The organism is Dyella choica (genome assembly GCF_003977665.1).
In the GTDB taxonomy this organism is placed as follows: Bacteria; Pseudomonadota; Gammaproteobacteria; order Xanthomonadales; family Rhodanobacteraceae; genus Dyella_B; species Dyella_B choica.
Map to the genome: position 1 here is coordinate 22,392 of NZ_RYYV01000002.1, position 24,416 is coordinate 46,807.

The 24,416-nt window shown below is 65.3% G+C and carries 18 protein-coding genes and 2 pseudogenes; 17 read left to right on the top strand and 3 right to left on the bottom strand.

What is annotated here, in order from left to right; all coding sequences use genetic code 11:
- The first annotated feature begins 336 nt into the window (after window positions 1–336).
- The gene (locus EKH80_RS24420; RefSeq protein WP_425481130.1) at window positions 337–660 is read left to right on the top strand and encodes a helix-turn-helix domain-containing protein; all 324 of its coding nucleotides are present in this window, start codon (window positions 337–339) and stop codon (window positions 658–660) included.
- A 202-nt stretch (window positions 661–862) separates the two neighbouring features.
- Window positions 863–1,165: a hypothetical protein gene (locus tag EKH80_RS02885; protein WP_126683233.1), complete on the top strand. Its 303-nt coding sequence runs from the start codon at window positions 863–865 to the stop codon at window positions 1,163–1,165.
- Between the two features lie 26 nt (window positions 1,166–1,191).
- Here EKH80_RS02885 and EKH80_RS02890 read toward each other — a convergent pair whose 3' ends face one another.
- Window positions 1,192–2,070, bottom strand: a complete 879-nt coding sequence (locus EKH80_RS02890; protein ID WP_126683234.1) for a DNA-binding protein — start codon at window positions 2,068–2,070, stop codon at window positions 1,192–1,194.
- 104 nt (window positions 2,071–2,174) lie between these two features.
- Here EKH80_RS02890 and EKH80_RS24010 point away from each other — a divergent pair.
- Window positions 2,175–2,369: pseudogene (locus EKH80_RS24010) on the top strand (integrase); the annotation flags it as partial.
- 152 nt (window positions 2,370–2,521) lie between these two features.
- Here EKH80_RS24010 and EKH80_RS02900 read toward each other — a convergent pair.
- Window positions 2,522–3,736 carry a hypothetical protein gene (locus EKH80_RS02900; protein ID WP_126683235.1) on the bottom strand — a complete coding sequence of 405 codons (1,215 nt, stop codon included), beginning with the start codon at window positions 3,734–3,736 and terminating at the stop codon, window positions 2,522–2,524.
- A 91-nt stretch (window positions 3,737–3,827) separates the two neighbouring features.
- Window positions 3,828–4,427, bottom strand: a complete 600-nt coding sequence (locus tag EKH80_RS02905) for a hypothetical protein (protein WP_126683236.1) — start codon at window positions 4,425–4,427, stop codon at window positions 3,828–3,830.
- A gap of 144 nt (window positions 4,428–4,571) precedes the next feature.
- Between EKH80_RS02905 and EKH80_RS23930 the strand changes: the two genes are divergently transcribed.
- The 14 genes and pseudogenes from EKH80_RS23930 to EKH80_RS02965 all read left to right on the top strand — a co-directional run bounded on the left by EKH80_RS23930 (window position 4,572) and on the right by EKH80_RS02965 (window position 24,141).
- Window positions 4,572–4,913 carry a hypothetical protein gene (locus EKH80_RS23930; protein WP_196240337.1) on the top strand — a complete coding sequence of 114 codons (342 nt, stop codon included), beginning with the start codon at window positions 4,572–4,574 and terminating at the stop codon, window positions 4,911–4,913.
- A gap of 13 nt (window positions 4,914–4,926) precedes the next feature.
- The gene (locus EKH80_RS24015) at window positions 4,927–6,573 is read left to right on the top strand and encodes a YecA family protein (RefSeq protein ID WP_230473381.1); all 1,647 of its coding nucleotides are present in this window, start codon (window positions 4,927–4,929) and stop codon (window positions 6,571–6,573) included.
- Window positions 6,574–6,656: 83 nt separating this feature from the next.
- A pseudogene (locus EKH80_RS24020) lies at window positions 6,657–6,792 on the top strand (IS3 family transposase); the annotation flags it as partial.
- Window positions 6,793–7,494: 702 nt separating this feature from the next.
- A complete protein-coding gene (locus tag EKH80_RS02915) occupies window positions 7,495–8,772 on the top strand; it encodes a DegT/DnrJ/EryC1/StrS family aminotransferase (RefSeq protein WP_126683237.1) in 1,278 nt (425 codons plus the stop codon).
- Between the two features lie 20 nt (window positions 8,773–8,792).
- Window positions 8,793–9,689: a family 3 encapsulin nanocompartment shell protein gene (locus tag EKH80_RS02920; RefSeq protein ID WP_126683238.1), complete on the top strand. Its 897-nt coding sequence runs from the start codon at window positions 8,793–8,795 to the stop codon at window positions 9,687–9,689.
- Window positions 9,690–9,691: 2 nt separating this feature from the next.
- Window positions 9,692–10,648: a sulfotransferase gene (locus EKH80_RS02925; RefSeq protein WP_230473382.1), complete on the top strand. Its 957-nt coding sequence runs from the start codon at window positions 9,692–9,694 to the stop codon at window positions 10,646–10,648.
- A complete protein-coding gene (locus EKH80_RS02930; RefSeq protein ID WP_126683239.1) occupies window positions 10,626–11,459 on the top strand; it encodes an SDR family oxidoreductase in 834 nt (277 codons plus the stop codon). The genes EKH80_RS02925 and EKH80_RS02930 overlap by 23 nt, the downstream gene beginning before the upstream one ends.
- A gap of 10 nt (window positions 11,460–11,469) precedes the next feature.
- On the top strand, window positions 11,470–12,315 hold the full coding sequence (locus EKH80_RS02935) for a class I SAM-dependent methyltransferase (RefSeq protein ID WP_126683240.1): 846 nt from the start codon (window positions 11,470–11,472) through the stop codon (window positions 12,313–12,315).
- A 42-nt stretch (window positions 12,316–12,357) separates the two neighbouring features.
- On the top strand, window positions 12,358–13,053 hold the full coding sequence (locus tag EKH80_RS02940) for an iron-containing redox enzyme family protein (protein ID WP_126683241.1): 696 nt from the start codon (window positions 12,358–12,360) through the stop codon (window positions 13,051–13,053).
- The gene (locus tag EKH80_RS02945; protein WP_126683242.1) at window positions 13,050–20,204 is read left to right on the top strand and encodes an amino acid adenylation domain-containing protein; all 7,155 of its coding nucleotides are present in this window, start codon (window positions 13,050–13,052) and stop codon (window positions 20,202–20,204) included. The genes EKH80_RS02940 and EKH80_RS02945 overlap by 4 nt, the downstream gene beginning before the upstream one ends.
- Window positions 20,201–20,446: a phosphopantetheine-binding protein gene (locus tag EKH80_RS02950; RefSeq protein ID WP_126683243.1), complete on the top strand. Its 246-nt coding sequence runs from the start codon at window positions 20,201–20,203 to the stop codon at window positions 20,444–20,446. The genes EKH80_RS02945 and EKH80_RS02950 overlap by 4 nt, the downstream gene beginning before the upstream one ends.
- Complete coding sequence (locus tag EKH80_RS02955; protein ID WP_126683244.1) at window positions 20,443–22,080, top strand: AMP-binding protein; 1,638 nt, start codon at window positions 20,443–20,445, stop codon at window positions 22,078–22,080. The genes EKH80_RS02950 and EKH80_RS02955 overlap by 4 nt, the downstream gene beginning before the upstream one ends.
- Window positions 22,081–22,084: 4 nt before the next feature.
- Window positions 22,085–23,248 (top strand): acyl-CoA dehydrogenase family protein, encoded by a 1,164-nt coding sequence (locus EKH80_RS02960; RefSeq protein ID WP_126683245.1) that lies wholly within the window; start codon window positions 22,085–22,087, stop codon window positions 23,246–23,248.
- Window positions 23,245–24,141 (top strand): EamA family transporter, encoded by an 897-nt coding sequence (locus EKH80_RS02965; RefSeq protein WP_126683246.1) that lies wholly within the window; start codon window positions 23,245–23,247, stop codon window positions 24,139–24,141. The genes EKH80_RS02960 and EKH80_RS02965 overlap by 4 nt, the downstream gene beginning before the upstream one ends.
- The last annotated feature ends 275 nt before the right edge of the window (window positions 24,142–24,416 follow it).

The following is a 24,416-nucleotide window of genomic DNA, read 5'->3' on the forward strand; positions in this document are numbered from 1 at the left end:
CCAAGAAAAGGCCGCGCGCAACCTGGACCAACGACCTGTGGACCTCCCTCGCCTGCTCAGCCGTCAGCGTGAGAATTACCTCCGCCAGCAGAATCCGATTCATAGCCGCACCCCTTCCAGAGACGCCCGCTGACGGGCAGCAAGATCACGAAGGGGAATTGCCACCCGGGAGGTCACAAAGGCCGTGGCGGCGCAGGCAAGAAGTATCAGCACTGGATTCCCCAATGTCTTGGACCCCAAGACATGGGCGCATGTATAGTACCCCTGAACATTCGATGTCAATAGGGCCGAGACATGTCTGCCTCAATCAAACTGCTCGACAAGTACAAGACCGCCATGGGCATCACATCCGACAACGCGTGCGCAAACGCACTAGGCGTCGGCAGAGCAGCGGTCAGCCGCTGGCGAAACGGTGACGGACACCCGGACCCTGGCCTTGTGGAAGACATGTGCAAGGCAACAGGCGAATCCGTAGCGCACTGGCTACCGTTGATCGAAGCAGAAAGGGCAACAAGTCCCAAAGCACGCCAGGTGTGGCTTCGGCTTGCGCAAGCAGCCGCAGTAATAGCACTGATGGCGTCACTGCACAGGAGCGGCGCTCACGCGCAGCTCGCCCTGCTTTTTGCCGCCCATAATCCTGGCGGTCTGTATATTATGTAAAATTAGATTCGGGACATCCGAAAAGCTGGCAGTCCGGCCTTTGGGGTTCGTGACCAAACACAGATGTTCGCGCCACCCGTTGATTTGCTTGATGCCCACCACTCGGCGCCCCTGCTTGGCAGCCTAGGCCTCGTTCTCATGATTTGAGACGTCTGTTGGTCACGCTTGGCCTCAAGCCTGAGAAACCAAGGACATCGCAAACATGACCGCACAAAGCCTAAAGTCGTTTCTTACCAATGAATTCGTCGATCAGGCGTCCGATACGTTGGCTGCGGATGGGTTCATTTCCGACGAGCACGACTTCGCACCGTACCGAGAAACCGTCTCCACCCACGTCGAGTCCATTCAGAACGCGCTTCAGGATCGTGGCTTTGATATTGAACTGAGCGCCGGCTTTGTCAAAGGTAAGGATACGTACGCCTATTTTATCTATGACACCGATCGGTTCGTCGATTCCACCGCTGCCAAGGCCGCGGTAAGTCGTTGGCTAGATAGACGTGACTGATCAGTGAGTCGATTAGGCTCGCCGATTTAGCGAATCTTCTGCTTCGCTGGGCGTTTCGATTTGCCCTTTGCCGCGGATGATGACTTGCCGGCTTGCAGCTTCGAAGGCGCCGGCGCGTTGCGCCATTGCGTTAAAGCGGTCTCCAACGCCCGTATTTGCCCTGCCTGATGGGCGGATGCTTGTTCGGCCGTATGTAAGGCCGCTCGTAACGAATCCTGTTGAGCAGTGAGTTGCGCCGTGGTCTTGGCGTGCTCGCGCTGCGCGCGTTCCAGTAGTTGTTGCAGCGCCTTGACCTCCTGACGGGCGTGATCGATCTGCTGATGCGCGCGATCTTCCAGGCCACGCACCTGGTTCAGCGCGGTCGCCCGCTCGCCGCGTAAGGTATGGAGTTCCAACTGTTGCTGGTCGACCTGCGTCTGCAAACGATCCCGTTGCTGCACCAGGTCGACTCGCTGCGCTTCCATTTGATCCACCAGCACTTGGCGTTCGCGGAGTTGCGTCTCGGCCTGCGCCCGCTGGGTGGCATGCTCGGCCACATTGGCTTGTGCTTCGGCCAGTGCGATCTCCCATAACTTCCGTTCCTGGGTCAGGTCGGATTGGGCGGCGAATAGGGTGTTCTGATCCTCTATTAGCGCGGCACGGGCCAGCGTCTCGGCGTGCGACAGCGCCAGGCGCCACACGTCGGCAAATGCCTGCCCTGCTTCCGGTGGCACGTCGGGGAGCCGGATGGCCTCCTGCAATCGTTGCGCCAACGTGCCGCGCCATACATCCATCATGCGCGTGACCGTATTGGGCGAGCCGGTGCCTAACGCTTGGCGGATCTTCTCGACAGTGGGCTTGTCGCCGGCGGCGATCAACGCGTCCGCGGCCGCGTTGACCTGCTCTTGGGTGATGCCTTTAGGCATGTCTATGTCTCCTCGATCGGCACCCTGCCCTGGCCTTGCCGTACTCACGATAAGTGATGATTATCGCGGCCAGATGTCCTATTTCATAATATACATTACATAGTATGAATGATAATTCCACTTTTCCGACCCTCGCACAACCGGCTTCCAGCCTGACGTTGCCGATCTAACTAGCCGAGCAGGCCGCCGATGCGGTGCGTGAACTGCTGGCCGAAGCGGCGGCGGCGGACACGACGCGCAGCTACGCCAGTGCGCTGCGTTACTGGGCCGGGTGGCATGCGGCGCGCTACGGCATTGAATCGATGGTGTGGACAAACATCAGGCATGAAACGCATTCCGGCTGTTTCCACCGACCTGCTTCTGCGCGAAGTCGCGTCGTTGGACGACAGCGTGTTGTTGTTGCCGCAACAAGTGGTGATCTTCACCGGACTCACCATTGCCAATATCCCCTTTAGTCCATCTGTTGTTTGCCGGCTCGACTCGCTGCCTTGCGTTCAATAAATGCCGGCAGGTCTTTGAGCGATGGCGCAAGCTTGTCTCGCTGCTTCTCGCCCTGCTGACTCAGCAGTGCCTGCGATTGCGCATCTGCACGAAAGACGTCCACCATCGGCAAGAAAATGGCATGCATCCCGTCTAAAAAATCGCTGGGCTTCTTTTTGCGGGGGTTCCTAGCATTTTTTTCTGGCGCTGACTGAAACAGGACGCGCGACAGGTAATCAAAAGCCGAATAGAGCGATGGCGTTTCCTCCGGGCTCATCCGTAGCCCTCTAACAGGAACGTCAATGCTCAACAACTGCTCAGCGAGCGACCCCGGCCCACTTGAGAGGAAACGCTCGCGCGTCTCTTCGAACATGGCGCCGACCAAGACACTCATCTCCTCGCCGGTGTGGATCCCCTTTGCTTGCTGGTGCAAGCCACGCATTTCATCGTAAAGCCAGACCATGGATGCATGGAAGTTCACGGCGACATCCCGAAGGATACGAACAAATGATTCGCCCTCCGCCCAGTGCTCAATGATCCACCTGCAGAAGGAGGCGACATCACTGAGACCCTCTCTAATGACATGAATGAGTTCCCTTTGGCTAACCGTCCCTCGAAAGATTCCGAGCATCCTTGGAACGTCGGCCTTTCGTACCGGAAACCTCGCCAAGATGTCCTGGAGGCCTGCGTGATTTGCCTCCTCCATGGTCATGCTTCGGCGTTTCTTCCTGGCATTCTTCAGCGCAACCCGTCGCTGCGCGCGGGAGGTGCCCTGGTACTTGGCGGCATCGACCTTCATGGTCGTATCCCTGTCAAACGCACTGAGGTCAATCTCAACCTCTGGGAACCAGTCTTTTGACAGGCGTACGGGGTGGCGGTAGTACCCTTTCGCCGCAGCCAGTTTCTTCAGTTCATATTCGATGACATTGCCAAACGCGGGCAGATTGTTCCGCCCGCACAACTCAACAAGGACATCGATTCTCGCCTGACCCTCCTGCCCATGCGTCTGTTCCACAGGGAGGCATTCAAAGATATGGATGTCGCTGAACACGAACTCCGCGACGCCACGGTGCCGCAAATCGAGCAGTGCCTTTTTGACTGGCAGATATTCGGCAGCCTCCGCATGCATCGCGGACAGACGCGAAAAATCCTGGCTATCCAGATAGACCCTCAGCGGAGCCGGCATTTCCATCTCCATTTATTTATGTACAACGGCAATCGGGTAGCCTCATCACACCCTGCTACCCATATCCCGCGGCAACACCGCGACAACAAACCTAGATGCCATAGCCACCGGGTCGGCCGTGCAGCCCATCAGCGATTCTCTTGATGCGATCCAGCGTTCGATGGATCTCTCGTTTGTGGGCATCAAAGTCTTGGATGTTCTTTTTTACAAACAACTTTTGAAGCCTTCGTGCTTCCCCCGCGACACCGCTCCCCATACCCTCGTGTTCGAGGCGACGGGCAAACTCTTCGGACAATTCGTTCGTACTGAACTCGTCTAAGGTGGCCAAGATTTTCTCGCCCTGAGTGATGCGCCGGTCGGCCAACCCCTGCTTGTCAGCCAGCAGATCCGCTCGCGACTCGATCACCCGGTCCAATCCGGCCCGCAGTTCGGCGGTGATTGCCCCCCATAATTGGGCCAGTTGTTCGGGCTTCATGCGCATGTGTCGATCGCCGACATGGCATTCGTGCACTGAAATCATCGAGCGAATGGGTTGGGGCAACATCCTGTGGATGCCAACGACGCTCTCAATCAAAAGTTGAACAGACTCGGCGTCTCGCTGGGGTGCCTGCCGAGCATGGTGCGCAAGCGTATCCAAGTTGCTGGCCGTGGCGTCGTCAAAGCCTTCAAAAGACAGATGATCGTATTCCATGGGTCCAAGGCTCCTGTGTCCATGGATCGATTTTACTCAGAAAGGTCTCAGCTCCTGAGACCTCTCTGGCGGAACATGCCGGAGGTCTTGTCCAACGTCCCGCCCGGCCCAACGACGCCCAGGCGGGCAACCTCAGGGGGCTCCATGTCCAACGTCGACAAAATGTGCCTGCGGCTGCTGGCGATCTGCTTTCTCCCCATAATCGCCGCCGCTCCAATCGCCATGGCGGTCTCGGCGTTCAACGATGCCTTTGTGCACATGGGCGCCCCGCCCCTGTTGTCCGATCTTTCCTGGCCGATCACCCTGGTGACGGCCGCGGTGTGCGCGGCCCTTTTTGCCGTTCAGGCCACGAGGATCTGGCGATGGAAGGAAGGAAAGAGCCTCAGCTGCTCGAACTGCGGTTGCCTGTTGGGGAGCATCCGGGAGGGGCGTTGGGGGCCTTACCGCAAATGCCTGGGCTGCCGGGGTAACCACAGCGAACGGTGAAGGCCACCGCCTCATGAGCAAGATTGGTCGAAATGATCCTTGTCCCTGCAACAGTGGCAAGAAATACAAGCGCTGCCATGGTCGCCCGGATTATCAGGAAATCATCACACTGGTGGCAAAGAACGCCCAAAAACAAGCGGCTGTCCTGAAAATCCAACGCGAACGGCAGCAAGGTAAGGGGCGACCGATCATTTCGACGGCAATTGGAGATTTACGCATTGTCATCGTCGGACGCCAAAGATTTCAGGGGCGATGGAACACGTTCACTGACTTTCTTCATGACTACATCAAACTTACCCTGGATTCCGCGTGGGGCAACGCCGAAATGGCGAAGCAACCAGAGGAGCGGCACCCGTTGATCCGTTGGTACGCGGCCGTCGGCGAGTTGCAGCGGCAGCATTCCAAAGGCCACGGTGTCATCACGGCCATGCCTGCACACGGCGTTGTTCGGGCGTATCTCGGACTGGCTTACGATCTTTATACCATCGAGCACAACATCGCCAGCGTCCCCAAGCCCGAAACATGGCAACGCCTGCTGCGCCGGCTTCGCCACCCGGATCAGTTTGTGGGGGCGCGTTATGAAGTACGGATCGCGGCCATGCTTTTGCGCGCTGGGTTTTTCCTCGAATGGGAAGACGAGACGCTGGGCACAAACACGCATGGCGAGTTCGCAGCCACGTTCCCGCAGACGGGTCGCCAGTTCTGGGTCGAATGTAAGATACGGCAGCCGAAAACAACTAAGGATGCAGCAAAGGGGTTGGGGAAATTTTTGGCCTTGGTATCCAACGCCCTCAGGAAATCGACGGACAAGCAACGGATCATCTTTGTAGACTTGAACACCCCTGCAAAGGTTAAAACCGATAAGAACAGTTCTGACTGGCGCGATTGGGCCGTAGGTTGTCTGCGCAGGTTTGAGGGGGCCCCTGAGAGTCGCAAACTACCGCCCGCCATCATCATTATCACCAACTATCCCGATCATCACCATCTGGACACTCTCGTTCCCGATGCAGGAGGAGCCATAGAGGGCTTCAAGATGGACGACTACCGAACGGGAACGGCCATGCCACTTCACGAAGCCATCGAGCGAAGAGATCGGCGCCCTGAGGTGGAGGCACTTAGCAAATCTATGGCAGAGCACACGGATATCCCATCAACTTTTGACGGCGAGATTCCAGAGTTGATGGGCCAAGAAAACCGCCTGTTGATCGGGCGAAAATACGAAATTGAACCCGGTAAGTTCGGAACGCTGACGGACGCCTGCCTCATGGAGACAGAACGCAAAGCCGCCGCCGTCATCCAACTCGATGATCGAAGTCAGGTCATTTGGTACGTCCCATTGTCCGATAACGAAATATCAGCGTGGCGCCGTTATCCAGAAACATTCTTGGGAGAACTGCGACCTCCAGGTGGATCCGTTAGCAATGTTCTCGAACTTTACGATTTCTTCTTGTCCAGTCTCGACAAGACTTCAAAGGAAAACATCCTTGCTCAACTGCCAATACAGGGTGAAGAGGCCCCGCCAGCCGATTTATCAAGGGATGAGTTAGCAAAGCGTTTGGCGGAGCGATTGGCCATCAACGCGGCGCGTATGTCGAACGGATTTCCGCTCCCCGATTGGGCAATCCGTCTACGAAAACCACCCAGATCCAATGCTAAGTAACGCTGACCGCGCCAAAGCAGCACATCTTGAACGTAATAACCAAGGCACTGCCTGGATGGGATGAAGTCATTGGATTCCTACGAATGGCAGGTGCTTTCCACCTACGAAAGCGCCGACATCCTGATTCGGCTGTGACCTGTGGCGCAGCAAGTTCGGGGGATGAGCGTGCCGGACGCCAAGCGCCTGAAGGAACTGGAGACGGAGAACACGCGGCTGAGGGGATCACCTACGCTGTCATAGACCAGCGAGAAGATCGGCCCGTAGTCAAGCCAACTCGAAGGATTGTCACCGCTGCGGTCGCCCCCGAATGGCGCAATGATCAGTGCGGCAGATCGCCTCAGATCTATGAGGCAGATCGTATTTCGAATCCGGATATCCCATCCGGAGATCTCGAGTCCGCCACATCCAATTCACGCAGTCATGATCTCTTGATTACTTTCGTCATGCTCTCTTCACTTCACCTTCACTTCACTTTCGCTTCCGCTGACGATGAAACCTAGGGTTACACCTAGATTTCACTATTTTGAAACACTGGTACGTTCGCCACCACTGATGCAGACAGGGGGCGTTGTCGATGCGAAGTGATGTGGCGGTGCACTGGCGGCCGCGGGGAGAAATCGACAGGTGGCGTATGCAGCTCGGTTTATGTGTTACCGCCTGCTGCAGCCGTACGTGTTCCCCAACCACGTTCCCCTTCACACGCATTCCAGCGCGCCGTTGCGACGTCGGACCGGGCGCCTGCGCGACACCGGCAAAGTCGCTTCGTAATGGCGCTCGAATCGATTCTTTCGCGGCTGGCCTCAAGCGGAGGCGGGGCGCGCATCTATAAGCGACCTGGTGCTTATCGCCGGGATTGTCGAACTTAACCAGAAGGTCGGGCGCAACCGTTTGTCCGGTTGAGCTGCGCTTGCAGGAGAGCATATGGACAAAGCGGTTCGAACATTGCCTTGGCCAACCTACGACAAGGGCAATGTCTTCGTCGACGATGAGGACCTGGGTGCGCCGCGCCAGGCGTTGGCGAATCGGCTGTATTTCCGATATGACTATCGGGCGTACAACGATACCGAGACCGGCCGCTTCGAGGCCGCACTCCGCCGCTACCTCGGCGTGCCGCACGCGCTCGCGGTGTCGAGCGGCACGGCGGCGATCGCCCTGGGCCTGATGTCGCTCGAGCTCGAGCCGGGGGCGCTCGTCGCGTGCCCGGGCTTCACGTTCGCGGCGACGCCGAGCGCGATCATGCTCGCCGGCGGCCGGCCGCTCCTGATCGAGTGCGATCACAACCTGCACTTCGACGTCGCCGATCTCGAGCGCAAGATGTCGCCGGCAGTGCGCGCGATCGTGGTCGTCCACATGCGCGGCTTCGCGAGCGACATGCCCGCGATCCTCGCCGTCGCCAACAAGTGGAACATCCCGGTCGTCGAGGACGCGGTGCCCTCGCTCGGCCTCGTCGCCGGCGGCAAGCACACCGGCACGTTCGGTGACGCCGGGGCATTCAGCACACAATCGGATAAGTCATTGAATACCGGCGAAGGTGGCTTTCTCGTATGCCGCGATGCCACGCAGTTCGCCAAGGCGGTGGTGCTCTCCGGTGCCTATGAAGGGCGTTTCAAGCGTCACTTCGCGGGTCCGCCGCCCGAGATCTGCGATCTCGACTACCCACTCTTTAGCTTCCGCATGGACGAGATCCGCGCCGCGCTCGCCCACGCGGAAATGGCGCGCTTGCCGCGCCGACTCGAGATCTTGCGCAGCAATTACGACTATGTCGTCGATCAGATCGCGGACCTCGAGCGCATCAGTGTGCGCCAGCCGGTCATCCCGGGCAGCTACCTGGGCGACTCGCTGATCTTCCGCCTCCCGCACGTCAGCAATGATCACGTGGTGCAGGTCGCCGCCGCGCTGCGCAGCGAAGGCGTGGACGCGCGCGCCCTCGCTTCGGCCAACGATCCCAACGTGCGCTGTTTCTGGAACTGGCGGTTCCTGTTCCGCGGCAAGAGCCCGGCCGAGATCCGCGCCCTGTTGCCGGCGACCACGCAGCACCTGTCGCACGCGATCGACATCCCGATGTCGCCGACCCTGACCCGCGCCGACTGCGACGATCTGATCCGCGCGATCCGCAAGGTCATGCAACGCCGCGCTTCCTCGCACGCCGACCTCGCGCCGCGATCGGCCGACGTCGTCGAGACCGCCGAAGCCAAGTAACCCACGCGCCCGAGGACACCATGTATTCGCCCCACTCTTCTTCATCGCTGGCCGCGCCCGCCATCCCGCCGTCCGCCGAGCCCGCCGGCCCCACCCCGGGCCAGGCGTTCGCCTCGGCATACGCCGAGGCCGGCACGTCGGCGCGCGTCGACTTCCCGATCACGATCACCGATAGCTTCCCCGGCTTCCGGCGCCGGCCGCGGATCGCGATGCGCGCGCTGTTCAAGATCGTGAAAGCCGAAGGCCCCGAGGCCACGCACTTCTTCGAGACCCGCCCCGCCGAGGCCGCCAAGCGCGTGCACGACGAAGCGCTCCGCCTCGAGGCCGGCTTCGACTTCCAGTGTGGCAAGGTCCCGCTCCAACCGACCCGCGCGTGGGTGCAGATCCCCGAGGCCCTGCTCGCCGATCCGGTGGCGCTCGCCACCTTCATCGACTTTCGCCTCCTCGTCCGCCTCGGCACCGCCGAGAACCAGTCGCTCGCGCTTGGCAAGGGCGGCGATCACATGCGCGGACTGCTCGAGATGCCCAACCTCCGCCGCCTGCCCGCGCTCGCCGACCCGGTCACCTCGCTGCTCGCCGCATGCGAGCACGTCGAGCAGATGGGCGGCTCGGCCGATGGCATCGTGATGAACCCCGCCGATTATTTCCAGTACCTGTTCCCGCGCCAGGACGTGCTCACCGGGCTCGCCAACCTAGGCATCCGCATCGTGCGCACGCGGATGATCAACGCCGGCCAGGCGATCGTCGGCGACTTCTATGCCGGCGCGACGATCTTCGACAGCCAGCGTTCGACGATCGCGTTCGATCACCCGCCCGAGGGCACGTTCGCGCGCGACGGCCTCGCCGTGCGCGGCGAGATCAAGACCGCGCTCGCCATCCACCTGCCCACCCACTTCTCGATCGCGGCCCTCGCCTGAACATGACGATCAAGGTGTTATCGATCAATGGTTGGTGCCGCAACGGCAGCACGATCATTGGCAATTTGCTCAACGAGGTCGAAGGCTTCTTCCACGTCGGTGAGCTCCACTTCCTGTGGAAGAACGCGTACGGCAAGGGCTCGAACACCAAGTGCGGCTGCGGCCTCGACCTAGTGGCGTGCCCGATCTGGTCGCGCGTGCTCGACCTCGAGCGCCCCGCCGGCCGCGCCGCCGAGGATCACGCGCGCGAGGTCGTCGCGCGCCAGGTCAAGGCGATCCGCACGCGGTACACGTGGCGTGTGCTCCGCGACGGCGCGCTGCGAGGCGACCGCCGAACCCACGCCGACATCATGGCGCGCACGTACCGCGTGATCGCCGACACCACCGGCTGCAAAGTGATCGTCGACAGCACGAAGATCCCCGGCGAGGCCGCGCTCCTTGAGCACGTCGACGGCATCGAGCCGTACTACGTCCACCTCGTGCGCGATCCGCGCGCGACCGCGCACTCGTGGATGCGCCAGAAAGAGTACGTCTACACCGTCTCGGCGCTGCGCAGCACGGCATACTGGCTCACGTTCAACCTCGCGTCGCGCGCGCTCGTCTCGCACTACCCCGAGCGCTCGATCTTCCTCCGCTACGAAGACTTCATCGCCGATCCGGCCGCCACCTTGCGCCAGCTCGTCGAGCTCGTCGGCAGCGACGCGCGCACCTTGCCGCTGCGCGACCGCACCGCCGATCTCCACCCCAACCACACCGTGACCGGCAACCCCGATCGATTCCGCTCCGGGCCGACCGTGATCCGCCCCGACGACAGCAAATGGAAGGCCGAGCTGCCGGCGCGCGACAAGCTCGCCACCGTCGCGCTGGCGTGGCCGCTCATGCGGCAGTACGGCTACGCGCTCACCAACAACGCATCTCCCACTCTCGAGAGTAAACGTGGATCTAGGTCTGCACGATAAGGTCGCGCTCGTCGCTGGCGGCTCGGGCGGCCTCGGGTTCGCGATCGCCCACGAGCTGGTCAAGGAAGGCGCGCACGTCGCGATCTGCGGCCGCGATCCGGAGCGGCTCGCCGCCGCCGAAGATCGCCTGCGCTCGCTAGGTAAGGGCCGCGTGATGGCCGCGCGGGTCGACGTGCGCGAGGCCGCCGCGATCCCGCCGTGGGTCGACAGCGTGGTGCAGGAGTTTGGCAGGCTCAACATCGTGGTCACCAACAACGGTGGTCCGCCCGCCGGCTATCCGAGCCAGTTCGACCTCGCCGCGTACCGCGCCGCCGCCGATACCTCGCTGTTTCCGGCGATCCAGCTCGCGCTCACCACCCTACCGCACCTGCGTGCGCAAGGCTGGGGCCGGCTCTTGATCATCACGTCGGAGACCGTCGTGCGCAGCATCGGCGATCTCACCCTCTCGGGCGTGGCGCGCGCGGGGCTCGTTCGGTTCGCGCACGGCCTGGTCGCCGAGCTGGGCGCGTCAGGCGTGACCGTGAACGTGCTCGCCCCCGCCTACCTACGCACCGGCCCGATCGAGCGCCTCGCCGCGCAGATGGCGCCGCGGTTCGCCGGCGACTGCGAAGCGAGCATGCGCGCGCTCGCCAACCACATCCCGGTCGGCCGGGTCGGCGAGGCGAGCGAGTTCGCCGCGCTCGCCGCGTTCCTCGCCAGCGATCGCGCCGGCTTCATCACCGGCACCGTCCAGCTTGTCGACGGCGGCGCGTGCGCGGCCGGCGGCCTGCCCGATCACCTCACCACCGTCGATCCCGCCACCATCACCTGATCGAGGCCCTATGCTCTCTACCGCCACCCCGTTCACCGAGCGCGACGTCGAGCAGTTCTTCGACGCCAGCACGCAGAACTACCTCAGCTTCTGGGACAGCGAAGGCGTGCTGCACACCGGCTACTTCGCCGACGGCAACACCACCGACTACCATGCCGCCGCCGACGCCACGTCGCGCCTGCTCGGCGACGACGCCCAGATCACGGCGGCGTCGCGCGTGCTCGACGTCGGCTGCGGCTGCGGCAACTTCGTGTTCGCGCTCGCCCGCCGGTTCGCGTGCCAGTGCGAGGGCCTCGACCTCAGCCTCGAACGGGTCAAGTTCGCGGCGCAAAAGCGCGGCGAGCTGCCGCCGGCGGTCGCCGAGCGCGTGAGCTTTCGCCACGGCAGCGCGACCCAGCTGCCGTACGAAGATGGCCAGTTCACCCACGTGGTGAGCCAGGACGCGTTGTTTTTGATCCCCGACAAACCACGCAGCCACGCCGAAATGTTCCGCGTGCTCGCGCCCGGCGGTCGGCTGGCGATCTCCGACTTCCTGCAGCCCAAGCTCGAGATCAGCCCGCGCGCGCGCAAGCACGTGTACGACCGCGTGCGCTGGACCTCGGGCTACTCGCTCGTCGGCTATCAGCAAGCGCTCGAGCAGGTCGGCTTCCGGGTCCGGCTCGCGCGCGAGCTGTCGCCGCACCTTGCGCGCACGTACCAGGTACTCGGCAAGGTGGCGACCGCGCGCGCCGCCGAGACCGCCAACCCTGCCGCGCGCGACTGGATGCTCGGCTTTGCAGCGTCGTGCCAGGAGATCGAAGTCGCGATCGATCAAGGCGAGTTCGCGTGGGGCGTGCTCGTCGCGGACAAGCCCTGATTACCTTTATTCATTTCACGCTCTCGATAAGGAGTAGCAGCAATGATCCCAACGATTCGACAGGCGCTGATGAAAGACAATCGTCGCGCCGAGCTGATCAACCATCCGTTCTTCGCACGCGTGAAGCAGAGTCCCGATCTCGATCGTGACCAGGTCGCGCGCTTTCTCGGCCAGTGGTGGCACCCACTCCACTTCTTCCCGACCTTCCTGTCGCGCCTGGTCTCGAACCTGCGCGACATCGAGATGAAGACCGCCGTATCCAAGATCCTGTGGGAGGAACTCGGTGAGGGCAAGCCCGACCGCGCCCACGAGCGGGTGTACGTCGACACGATGACCGCGGTCGGCTTTCCGGCCGAGGCGGTCAACGCCGCCGCGCCGCTGCCCGCGACCGAGCGCCTGGTCCAGCGCTACAGCGAGGCCGCGACCGACTGCTGGACCGGCTTGGGCTTTCTGTACGGCACCGAGGTCGCCGACCTCGCGATGGTGTCGGGCATCGGCGTATCGGTGCGCCGGGTCACCGGCGCGAAGCAGCTGCCGTGGGTGACGATCCACGCACACCAGGAGCCCGGCCACATCGAGAGCGCGCAGGAGGCGATCACGTCCGAGCTATCGGAGATCGAAATCCACAAGATCCACGAGGCCGCGCGCGAGATGTGGTCGCTGTGGATCGCGTTCTTCGACGCGCTCGACGCGGCGTTCGATGGCCGCGAGCGCGCCCCGGAGCACGCCCAGGCGTGAGCGTCGTCCGCTCCCCGCGCTTTGTGCCACCTGCCCTCGCCGTCCGCGCGCCGGACACGGTGGTCCCGCTGTCGTTCATGCAACAGCGGCTGTGGTTCATCGAGCAGCTCGAGCCGGGGAGCGCGGCGTACAACGTGAGCGTGATGTTTCGCTTGCGCGGTCGCCTCGACCGCGCAGCGCTGCGCGACGCGCTGCAGGCGGTGGTGAACCGCCATGCAGCCCTGCGCACGCACTTCACCGACGTGCTCGGCGAGGCGCGGCAGGTCGTTGACGACGACTTCGTGCTGGCGATGCCGATCGACGAGGTCCGCGAGGCGGACGTGGCGACGGTGGCGCGCGGCCTGGCGCAGCGCGCGTTCGATTTGGCGACCGGGCCGCTCGTTCGCGCACACCTGCTCGCGATCGACGGCGGCGATCACGCCCTGATCGTCGTCGCGCACCACAGCGTGTGCGATCAGTGGTCGGTCGGCATCCTCATCAGCGAAGCGGCGGCGTTCTACCGTGGCGCGGGCGCCAGCCTGCCCGCGCTCGCGGTGGGGTATCCGGACTTCGCAATGTGGCAGCGCGGCTGGATGACCGCCGACGCGCTCGCGCCACAGCTCGCGTACTGGCGCTCGCAGCTCGCCGGCATCCCCGACGGCCTCGATCTGCCGTCGGATCGCCCGCGGCCCGCTACCCGCTCGGGGCGCGGCGCCCGGCTGTTTCCGCGCCTGCCGCGCGGCCTGGTCACCTCGCTCATCGACTTCAGTCGTCGCGAGCGCGTGACCTTGTACATGAGCTTGCTCGCCGCATTCGACGTCCTGCTCTGGCGCTACACCGGCCAGTCCGATGTCGTGACCGGCACGCCGATTGCCGGCCGCAACCGCCAGGAACTCGAAGGCCTGGTCGGCTTCTTCGCCAACACCCTCGTGCTTCGCGTGGGCGTCGAAGGCGAGCGCAGCTTTCGCGACCTCGTTCAGCGCGTGCGTGCGGTGTGCCTCGACGCGTACGCGCACCAGGACGTGCCGTTCGAGCAGCTCGTCGACGCGATCAAGCCGACCCGCGACCTCAGCCGCACGCCGATCTTCGAGGTCATGTTCGGCCTGCAAACGCCATTTCCGCACGTCGAGCTGGGCGAGTCGACGCTCGCGCCGACCCTGCTCGACGCCGGCACCGCGACGTTCGATCTGACGGTGTCGTGGGAGCTGCAGGACGGCGAGCTCGCCGGCTGGGTCGAGTACAACACCGACCTGTTCGACGCGCCGACCGTCGAGCGCATGATCGATCACTACCGCGTCCTGCTCGAGGCCGCGGTCACGCGGCCCGACGATCGGGTCGCCGCGCTGCCCCTGCTCGGCGCTGCCGAGCGCGATCGCGTGCTCTACGCGTGGAACCGCACGCACACACCGACGCCGCGGGTCGCGCACGTGGCCGAGCTGTTCGATGCGCAGGCCCGGCGCACGCCGGACGCGATCGCGGTGCTCGCCGGCGACGAGGCGGTCACCTACCGCGAACTCGATCAGCGCGCCGAGCACTGGGCTGCGATCCTGTGCGCGCGTGGCTGCGGGCCCGGCGCGCGGGTCGCGCTCGCGCTGTCGCGCGGCGTGGCGTTCCCGACGATGGTGCTCGCCGTGCTCAAGGCCGGCGCGGCGTACGTGCCGCTCGATCCGTCGTACCCCGCCGATCGGCTCGCGTTGATGATCCGCGATTGCGGGGCGCGGGTCTTGATCAGCGAATCGGCCGTCGCGGCAGGCTTGCCGGCGAGCGCCGCCGAGATCCTGCTCGTCGAGGCCCCGCCGCCGATCGAACGCGTGGCCGAGCGCCTGACGGCGAGCGCCGACAATCTCGCGTACGTGATCTACACGTCCGGATCGACCGGCACGCCCAAGGGCGTGGCGATGCCGCATCGCGCGGTGGTCAACTTGATCACGTGGCAGGCCGCGCGCTCGCCCGAGCCGATGCGCACCTTGCAGTTCGCCTCGCCGAGCTTCGACGTGTCGTTTCAGGAGCTGTTCGCGACCTGGGCCAACGGCGGCTGCCTCGTGCTCGCGAGTGAGGACGAGCGCCGCGATCCCGACGCCTTGCTGCGCCGGCTCGCCGCCGCGCGCGTCGAGCGCCTGTTCCTGCCGTTCGTCGCCTTGCATCAGCTCGCCGAGGCCGCGCACGGCCGACCCGCGACGGGTCTCGCGCTGCGCGAGGTGATCACCGCCGGCGAGCAGCTGCGGATCACACCGGCGATCGCCGCGCTGTTCACCCAGCTCCCGGCGTGCCGGCTGTACAACCAGTACGGGCCGACCGAGACCCACCTCGCGAGCGAGCTCCCGCTCACCGGCGCACCATCGACGTGGGACACCCTGCCGTCGATCGGCCGGCCGATCGCCAACGTGCGGATCTACATCCTCGACGCCGATCGCCAGCCGGTGCCGATCGGCGTGCCCGGCGAGGCGTGGATCGCCGGCGCCGGCGTCGCGTGCGGCTATCTCGGCCGCGACGAGCTCACCGCCGAGCGCTTCGTCGACGATCCGTTCGCCGGTGCCGGCGAGCGCATGTACAAGACCGGCGATCGCGCGAAGTACCTCGCGACCGGCGAGCTCGTGTTTCTCGGCCGCGCCGACGATCAGGTCAAGCTGCGCGGCTATCGCATCGAGCTGGGTGAGATCGAGGCCGCGCTCGGCAGCCACCCGGCGATCCGCGAGGCAGCGGTGATCGTTCGCCACGACGGCAGCGGGCCGCGCCTCGTCGGTTACGTGACGTGCACCGACGCGGCGCCGACGACCGCAGCGATCAAAGATCACCTGCGTGCCCGTCTGCCCGACTACATGATCCCGGCGGCGATCGTGGTCCTGCCCGCGATCCCGCTGTCGCCGAACCGCAAGGTCGATCGCAAGGCGCTGCCCAGGCCCGAGGAGGATCGCAGCGAATACGTCGCGCCGAACACCGTGCTCGAGGCGCAGGTCGCCGCGGTGTGGGCGGCCGTGCTTGGCATCGAGCGGATCAGCGTGATCGAGAGCTTCTTCGAGGTCGGCGGCCACTCCCTGCTCGCCACCCAAGTCGTATCGCGGCTGCGCGCGGCGCTCGCGATCGAGCTGCCCGTCCGCGCGCTGTTCGAGGCGCCGACGATCCGCGACCTCGCGGCAAAGATCGCGACGATTGCGACGATCTCGCCGACCGAAGATCGCGCGATCCCGCGCGTCGATCGCGCCGGCGCGCTCCCGCTGTCGTTCGCGCAGCAGCGCTTGTGGTACCTCGCGCAGCTCGATGCAAGCATCAGTGTCGCCTATCACATTCCGATGACCATGCACCTGCACGGCCCACTGGATATCCCGGCGTGGCAACGCAGTCTGGATACGTTGTGGGCTCGGCACGAGGCCTTGCGCACGGTCTTCGTGTCAACCGAGGGTCAACCCCGCATCGCATTGCTGTCACCGACCATCGGCTTGCCGCTGCGCCACCATGATCTGCAGGACACGAGCGATCCTCACGCATCCCTTCGACACCTGTGTGAGGAAGAAGTCGGCGCCCCCTTCGATCTCGCCCGGGGCCCCTTGATCCGTGCCCGCCTCGTTCGCTTGGCCGAGCATGAGCATGTCTTCGTGCTTACCCAGCATCACATCGTCTCCGACGGTTGGTCCATCGGCGTGCTGACCCGTGAGCTCAGTGCGCTCTACACCGCCTTCATGCAAGGACAGGCCGATCCGCTTCGGCCGCTGAGCATCCAGTACCCCGATTACGCCGTCTGGCAGCGTCAAAGGCTCGTCGGCGAACGGCTCGCCACGCAAGTCGACTATTGGCGCCGTACGCTGGCCGATGCCCCGGTCCTGTTGACCCTGCCCACGAATCGACCCCGTTCGCCGCAGCAATCGTTCGTCGGCGCCAGTGTGCCCATCCAGCTGGATGCCGCCCTGACCCTGGCGCTCAAGCGCTTCAGTCAGCAGCACGGCACCACAGTGTTCATGACCCTGATGACGGCCTGGGCGGCCGTCCTTGCTCGTCTGTCCGGTGAGGACGATCTGGTCATCGGCACGCCCACAGCCAACCGCAACCGCGTCGAGATCGAGCCGCTGATAGGCTTCTTCGTCAACACGCTGGCCCTGCGTATCGACCTGTCCGATAACCCCAGCGTGGCCGAGCTGCTGGCTCGGGTACGCCAGGCCACCGTAGCCGCCCAGGATCACCAGGATCTACCCTTCGAGCAGGTCGTGGAGGTTGTCCAGCCCGCGCGACATCTGGACCACACGCCACTGTTCCAGGTCATGTTCACCTGGCAGAACAGCGAGGTGGAATCGTTCAAGCTCCCCGGCCTGCGAACCGAACCGGTCGACATGCCCTTCGATCGGGTCAAGTTTGATCTGGAGCTTGCCTTGGGCGAAGCCGACGGCGGCATCATCGGTTCGCTGCGCTATGCCACCACCTTGTTCGATCACGCCACCATCGTGCGCCATTGCGACTACCTTGTCGCCATGGTGTCGGGGATGGTCGCTGACGCCGCCTCGCCGGTGAAGTCTCTTTCGATACTGAGTGCGACCGAACGCCATCAGCTACTGCAACAGTGGAACGATACCGGGGCCGACTACGACCGTGGTGCAACGCTGCATGGTCTGTTCGAAGCGCGCAGCGCGGCAATTCCCGACGCCGAGGCCATTCGTTGCCGCGATGTGGTGATGACCTATGGCGAACTCAATCGATCGGCCAACCGCCTGGCTCACGCGTTGCGCGCCCGCGGCGTCGTCCCGGGTGATCGAGTCGCCGCGTGCGTGACGCGCGAGCCCGCATCCATCGTCGCGCTCATTGGCATTCTCAAGGCGGGGGCCGCCTACGTTCCTGTCGATCCCGCTTACCCTGAAGAACGCATCCGCTTTATTGCCGACGACGCACAGCCCCGACTGGTGCTTTGTGACGCCGCCGCCAAGGAAGTAGCCAACCGGACGCTGGGTGCCAGCCATCCGCTGGTCGATGTAACAGCCCTCTTGGCGACCGATGCGCCGGAGCACAACCCGAGCCTTACGATCGCATCCGAGGACCTCGCGTACATCATCTACACCTCCGGTTCGACAGGACGGCCGAAGGGGGTGATGGGTATGCACCGGCCCGTGGTCAATCTGATCGAATGGATCGCCAGCACGTTCGCCGTTGGCCGTGGCGACGTCCTGTTTTTCACCACTTCGCTGTCGTTCGATCTTTCTGTCTACGATATCTTCGGCATCCTGGCGTCCGGCGGCTGTATACGCATCGCTACGCGCGAGGAGCTGGCCGACCCTCAAACCCTGGCTGCGATGCTGCTGGAGTCCGACATCACCTTCTGGGATTCGGCACCGGCCGTGTTCCAGCAGCTGATTCCGTTCCTCGATCTGCGAAAGGTCGAGTCGGCTCCGACGTTACGTCTTGCCTTTTTCAGTGGCGATTGGATCCCCCTGGAATTCCATGCCGCCATCGCTCGGCACCTGCCAAACTGCAGGATGATCGGGCTTGGCGGCGCCACCGAGGCGTCGGTGTGGTCCAACTACTATCCCGTGGATGCGATCGATCCGGCGTGGATCAGCATCCCTTATGGGCGTCCCATCCAAAACGCCCGCTATTACGTACTGGACGAACGTCTCGAACCGGTGCCCTCCGGCACACGCGGGGACCTCTACATTGGTGGCGAATGTCTCGCCGCGGGCTACTTCCGCCGTGAGGATCTCACCACCGAACGTTTCCTGCCCGATCCGTTCAGTGCCGAGCCCGGGGCACGCATGTACAAGACCGGCGACCTGGCGCGCTACCTGCCGGATGGCAACCTCGTGTTCCTGGGCCGCAACGATCACCAGGTCAAGATCCGTGGCTTTCGCATCGAGCTGGGCGAGATCGAAGCGCGCCTGGCGGAACATCCGGTGGTGCGCGAGGCCGTCGTCCTCGCCCGCGAAGACGCCCCCGGCGACAAACGCCTCGTCGCCTATCTCACTACCGCACCCGAGGACACGGCCGTCTCTGCTGAGCTGGCCGCAACCTTGCGTTCCCACCTCCGTGCCTGCCTCCCCGACTACATGGTTCCGACGGCCTTCGTGCCGTTGGACGCGTTGCCCCTGACGCCCAACGGCAAGCTCGACCGCAAGGCCTTGCCCGCACCCGGCGACACGGCTTACGCACGTCGGGCCTATGAGCCACCCCAGGGGGAGATCGAGCAGACCCTCGCCGCTCTCTGGGAGGAGTTGCTCGGCCTCCGGCAGGTCAGCCGGCACGATAACTTCTTCGCGCTCGGCGGCAACTCGCTGCTCCTCGTCACGCTGCGGTCGCGGCTCGAGACCGCGCTCGGCCGGGCGATCGCGCTCAAGCCGCTCGCCGAGGCCGCGAACGTGAGCGAGCTCGCCGCACGGCTCGCCGACGACACCGCCGCGAGCTGCCTGATCCGCCTGCAAGCTGGCCCGAAGTCGCCCATCTACTTCATCCACGGCGGCGGCGGCAGCGCGCTCACCTACCGCGACCTCGCACGCGCGATCGATGGCGAGCGCACGATGTACGGCTTCAACGCGCGCGGCCTCGACAGTGACGAGCCGCCGCACGCCTCGATCGAAGCGATGGCCAGCCACTACCTCGCGCTCGCGCGCACCGTCCACCCCGGCGGCCCGTTCCTCCTCGTCGGCGCGTCGTTCGGCGGCACGGTCGCGTACGAGATGGCGCGTCAGCTCAGCGCCGCCGGCGACGCCGTCGCCCTGTGTGCCCTCCTCGACGCGCCCGGCCCCGTCGCGCTCCCCGTCGCCGTTGATCCCGCCGACCTGCTCGTGTTCCACCTCGAGGCCCGGCGCTGGCTCGCCGCCGACGCCTTGCGCGGCCGCCCGCTCGACGAGCAACTCCAGATCACGCTCGACTCCGCGCACGCCGCCGGCGTCGCCCTGCCGTTCACCAGCCTCGCGGACGGCCGCCGCCACGTCGCGGTGTGGGGGAACAACATCCGCGCCCTGCGCGCGTACACCGCGCCGGTGTGGGGCGGCGCGATCGACTTCTTCTCGCCCGCCGACGCGCTCCCGGGCAGCCCGACCTCCCATCTCGATCACGCGTGGCGCGACCGCGGCGCCTTACACGTCGAAGTCGTCGGAGGCGATCATCTGTCGATGATCGCGCCGCCGCACGCCACCGCGCTCGGCGCGAGGATCCGCACCCTCATCGACACTCGTATCCGGAGCATCGCGTCATGACCACGCAGGGCACCATCGCCAAGTACTGGATCCAGATCCTCAAGGTCGACAGCGTCGAGCCAAGCGACGACTTCATCAGCCTCGGCGGCAACTCGCTCAGCGCGGTCCAGGTCGCCAACCGGATCGCCGACGACCTCGGCGTGCAGCTCGATATCGGCGAGATGTTCAACACGCTCGAACAAGTCACCGCGTACTGCGATCAGCTGATCCGCGAGCGCGACGCAGGAGCCGTCCCGACATGACCGCCCGTTTCTTCAACGAGCCCGCCCACCGCCACGGCGCCCGCTACCGCACCCACAGCTGGTGGCGCGACACCACCTTCGTCGACGATCTACGCGCCGCCGCCGCACGCACGCCCGATCAGCCGGCCGTGATCGCCGCGCGCGCGTTCGCCAAGGACGAGATCGCGATCACCTACGGCGAGCTCGCGCGCGAGGTCGACCACATCGCCGCCGCCCTGATCGCGCTCGGCGTCGGCCGCGAGGATATCGTCGCGCTCCAGCTGCCGACGTGGTGGCAGTTCACCGCCACCGCGCTCGCGTGCGCGCGGATCGGCGCCGTGGTCGCGCCGATCCCGGCCGAATACCGCCAGCGCGAGGTCGAGTTCATCCTCGCGCGCACCGAGGCAGTGGTGTACGTCGGCCCCGCAACGTGGATGCGGTTCTCGCATCGCGACTTGCTCCGCGAGCTCGCGCCGAGCTTGCCCGCGCTTCGCCATCGCATCTTCATCGACCTCGACGACGCCCACCCCGGCGAGCTCGATTTCGCCGCCTGGCTCGCCGCCGCGCCGCCGCTCCCCGCCGCCGATCTCGATCGCCGCGCCCCCGCCGCCGACGATGTCTTCCTCGTCATGTACACCTCCGGCACCACCGGCGAGCCCAAGGGCGTCGTCCACGCGTACAACACGCTGTACGCGATCGTGCGCGCGGTCAGCGAGAGCGCCCAGATCACCGCCGCCGACGTCGTCCACTCGCCGTCGGGCATGACCGGCATGATCGGCTTTCTCTACAACTTCCTCGTCCCGCTGCACGCCGGCGCGACCGCGGCGTTCGCCGACCTCGGCGATCCCGATCGCGGCCTCGCCTTGATCGAGCGCCACCACATCAGCTTCATCTACGCGATCCCCAACTACGTGAGCGGCCTTGTCGACGCCTACCGACGCAAGCCGTGCTCGCTCGCGAGCCTGCGCGTGATCGTCACCGGCTCGGCCGCCGTGCCACCGCACCTGATCGGCGCCGTGCGCGAGGTACTCGGGGTCCACGTCCAGGCGCTGTGGGGAATGACCGAGATCGGTGGCGCGACGTTCACCGCGCCCGACGATCCGCCGGACTGGCCGGCGCACAGCGATGGTCGGCCGTGCGCGTGGATGGAGGTCCAGATCGCCGACCGCGCCGCCGACGGCAGCGGCCGCCTGCGCGTGCGCGGCGCGAACCAGTGCCTCGGCTACTTCCAACGCCCCGATCTGTATGCGGCGGTAGTCGACGCCGACGGCTGGTTCGACACCGGCGATCTCGTGCGCGAGGACGGTCGCGGCGGCATCCGCATCGTCGGCCGGATCAAGGACGTGATCGTGCGCAATGGCTACAAGGTGCCGGTGCTTGAGGTCGAGTCCGCGCTCGCCGCGCACCCGCAGGTCGCGATGGTCGCGCTCGTCGCCGATCCAGATCCGCAGGTCGGCGAGCGGGTGTGTGCGGTGATCGTCGCGCGCGATCGCGCGCCGTCGCTCACCGACGTCCGCGATCACCTGCGCGCGGCCGGGATGTCGGCGCAGTACTGGCCCGATCGCGTACATGTCGTCGGCGAGATGCCGCTCACCGCGACCGGCAAGATCCAGAAGTACGTATTGCAAGATCAATTGCGCGCCCTACCACAATAAACATATGGACTTCACGCCGACCGAAGACCAGCAGTCAGTCCAGCGCAAGGCGCGCGAATTCGCCGATCGCGTGCTCGCGCCACACGCCGCCGCACGCGACACGAATGGCGAATTCCCGCTCACGGAATTGCGCGCGCTCGGCACGCTCGGCCTGCTCGGCATCACCGTCCCCGAGGCGTTCGGCGGCGCGAACGCCGGCGCGATCGCGTACTCGCTCGCGATGCAGGAGCTCGCCCGCGGCGACGCCTCGGTCGCAGTCCTGTGCGCGCTCACCAACATGGTCGGCGAGCTGATCGCGACCCGCGGCAGCCCCGAGCTCGCCGCGCGTTGGGTGCCGCGCCTGATCTCCGGCGACGCGGTGACCGGCGCGTTCGCGCTCAGCGAGCCCGACGCCGGCTCCGATGCGTCCGCGATGCGGACATTCGCGACCCGGACTGCGCACGGCTGGCAGATCTCCGGCACCAAGCAGTGGGTCACCGCCGGCGATCGCGCGAGCTGCCTCGTCGTGTGGGCGATCACGCAGCCGCCCGTCGCGCCCGGCGGCCCGGGCGGCGGCATCACCGCGTTCGTCGTCCCCGGCGATGCGCCCGGGATCACCGTCGCGCGGCTCGAGGACAAGCTCGGCCTGCGCGCCACATCGACCGCACAGCTCGTCTTCGATCGCGTCGAGGTCGGCGACGACGCCGTGCTCGGCGCGGTCGGCGGCGGGTTCGCGCTCGCCATGCTCGCCCTCGACGGCGGCCGGATCGGCATCGCGTCGCAGGCGATCGGCATCGCGCGCGGCGCGTTCGAGGCCGCCCTGCGCTACGCCGGCGAGCGCCGGACGTTTGGTAAGCCGATCATCGAGCACCAGGCGATCGGCGCGATGCTCGCCGACGCCGCGACCTGGCTCGACGCGGCGTCGCTGATGACGTTGCGCGCCGCCTCGCTCAAGCAAGCGCGCAAGTCGTACTCGCAGGCGTCGGCGATGGCCAAGCTGTTCGCGACCGAGCACGCGTGGAAGGTGTGCGACGCCGCGCTCCAGATCCACGGCGGCTACGGCTACGTGCGCGACTTTCCCGTCGAGCGCGCGCTGCGCGACGTGCGCGTCACCCGCATCTTCGAGGGCACGAGCGAGATCCAGCGCATCGTGATCGCTCGCAACCTCTTGCAAGGCCAATTGCGATGACACCGTCCCGCGCCCAGATCATCCTCGCGTACGCCGCGATGTACCTCGTCGGTGGCTCGGTGTTCCTCGGCCAGCGCGTCGCCATGCACGGCGGACTCACTGCGTTTCTGACCAGCGGCGTGCGCATGGCGTTCGCCGGCGCGATTCTGCTCGCGTGGTCGCGCGCGCGCGGCGGCGGGCTCGCGCCGCGCCGGACCTGGCTCGATCTCGCGATCTCGGGCAGCCTGCTGTTCGTCGGCGGCAGCGCGCTGTCGATGATCGCCTCCGACCGCATCGCGTCCGGCCTCGTCGCGTTGCTCACCGCGACGGTGCCGTTCTGGATCACGATCGGCGCCGCGTTGCTCCCCAGCGGCGAGCGGCCGGCGAGCCTTGGCGCGCTCGGCCTCGTGCTCGGCTTCGTCGGCCTCGCGATCGTGATCGTGCCGACCGTGCACGGCGACGCGAGCGCGTCGGGCATCGCGATCTCGCTGATCGCGGCGGTGGCGTGGGCCGCGGGCAGCCTGTGGGCGCGCCATCGCCTGCGAGAGTTGCCCGCGATGACGATCGCGAGCCATCAGATGCTGTTCGGCGCGCTGCCGCTGATCGCGATCGGCCTCGGCCGCGGCGAGCTCGCGCAGCTCGCGCCGACCGGCGACGGCCTACTCGCACTCGCGTACCTCATCGTGTTCGGCAACCTGATCGCGTACCAGGCGTTCGTGTTCCTCATGAACCACGCGTCGCCGACCAAGGTCTCGACGTATGCGTACATCAATCCGATCCTCGCGATCGCGCTCGGCAGCTGGCTCGCCGGCGAGCACCTGCCCGCGAACGGTCTCGTCGGCGCGGCGGTGATCCTCGCCGGCGTCGCGCTCGCCAACCTCAGTACAGGTAGCCGATCTCAACGTAGGTCTTGATGCCCTCGCCGAAGCCGCACGACAGGTACGAGCCGCCGAGCGTGCTCTGCTGCGCGAACGGCGCACTGCTGTCGCTCATGAACGTCCACGCCGCGCTCGCGCCGCCCGAATCTGCCGCAAGGGATGCGGCCCTAACGTGAGCCCCTGTCGGCCGCTCGCCACGTGAACGCCACCGTTCGTCACGAGAATGCCACCGTTCGCCACAAAGCAGCGGCGCGAGGGGCCACGCTATTGAAAAATAAAAACTCATTATTTCCATTGCGGCTGAGTGGGCA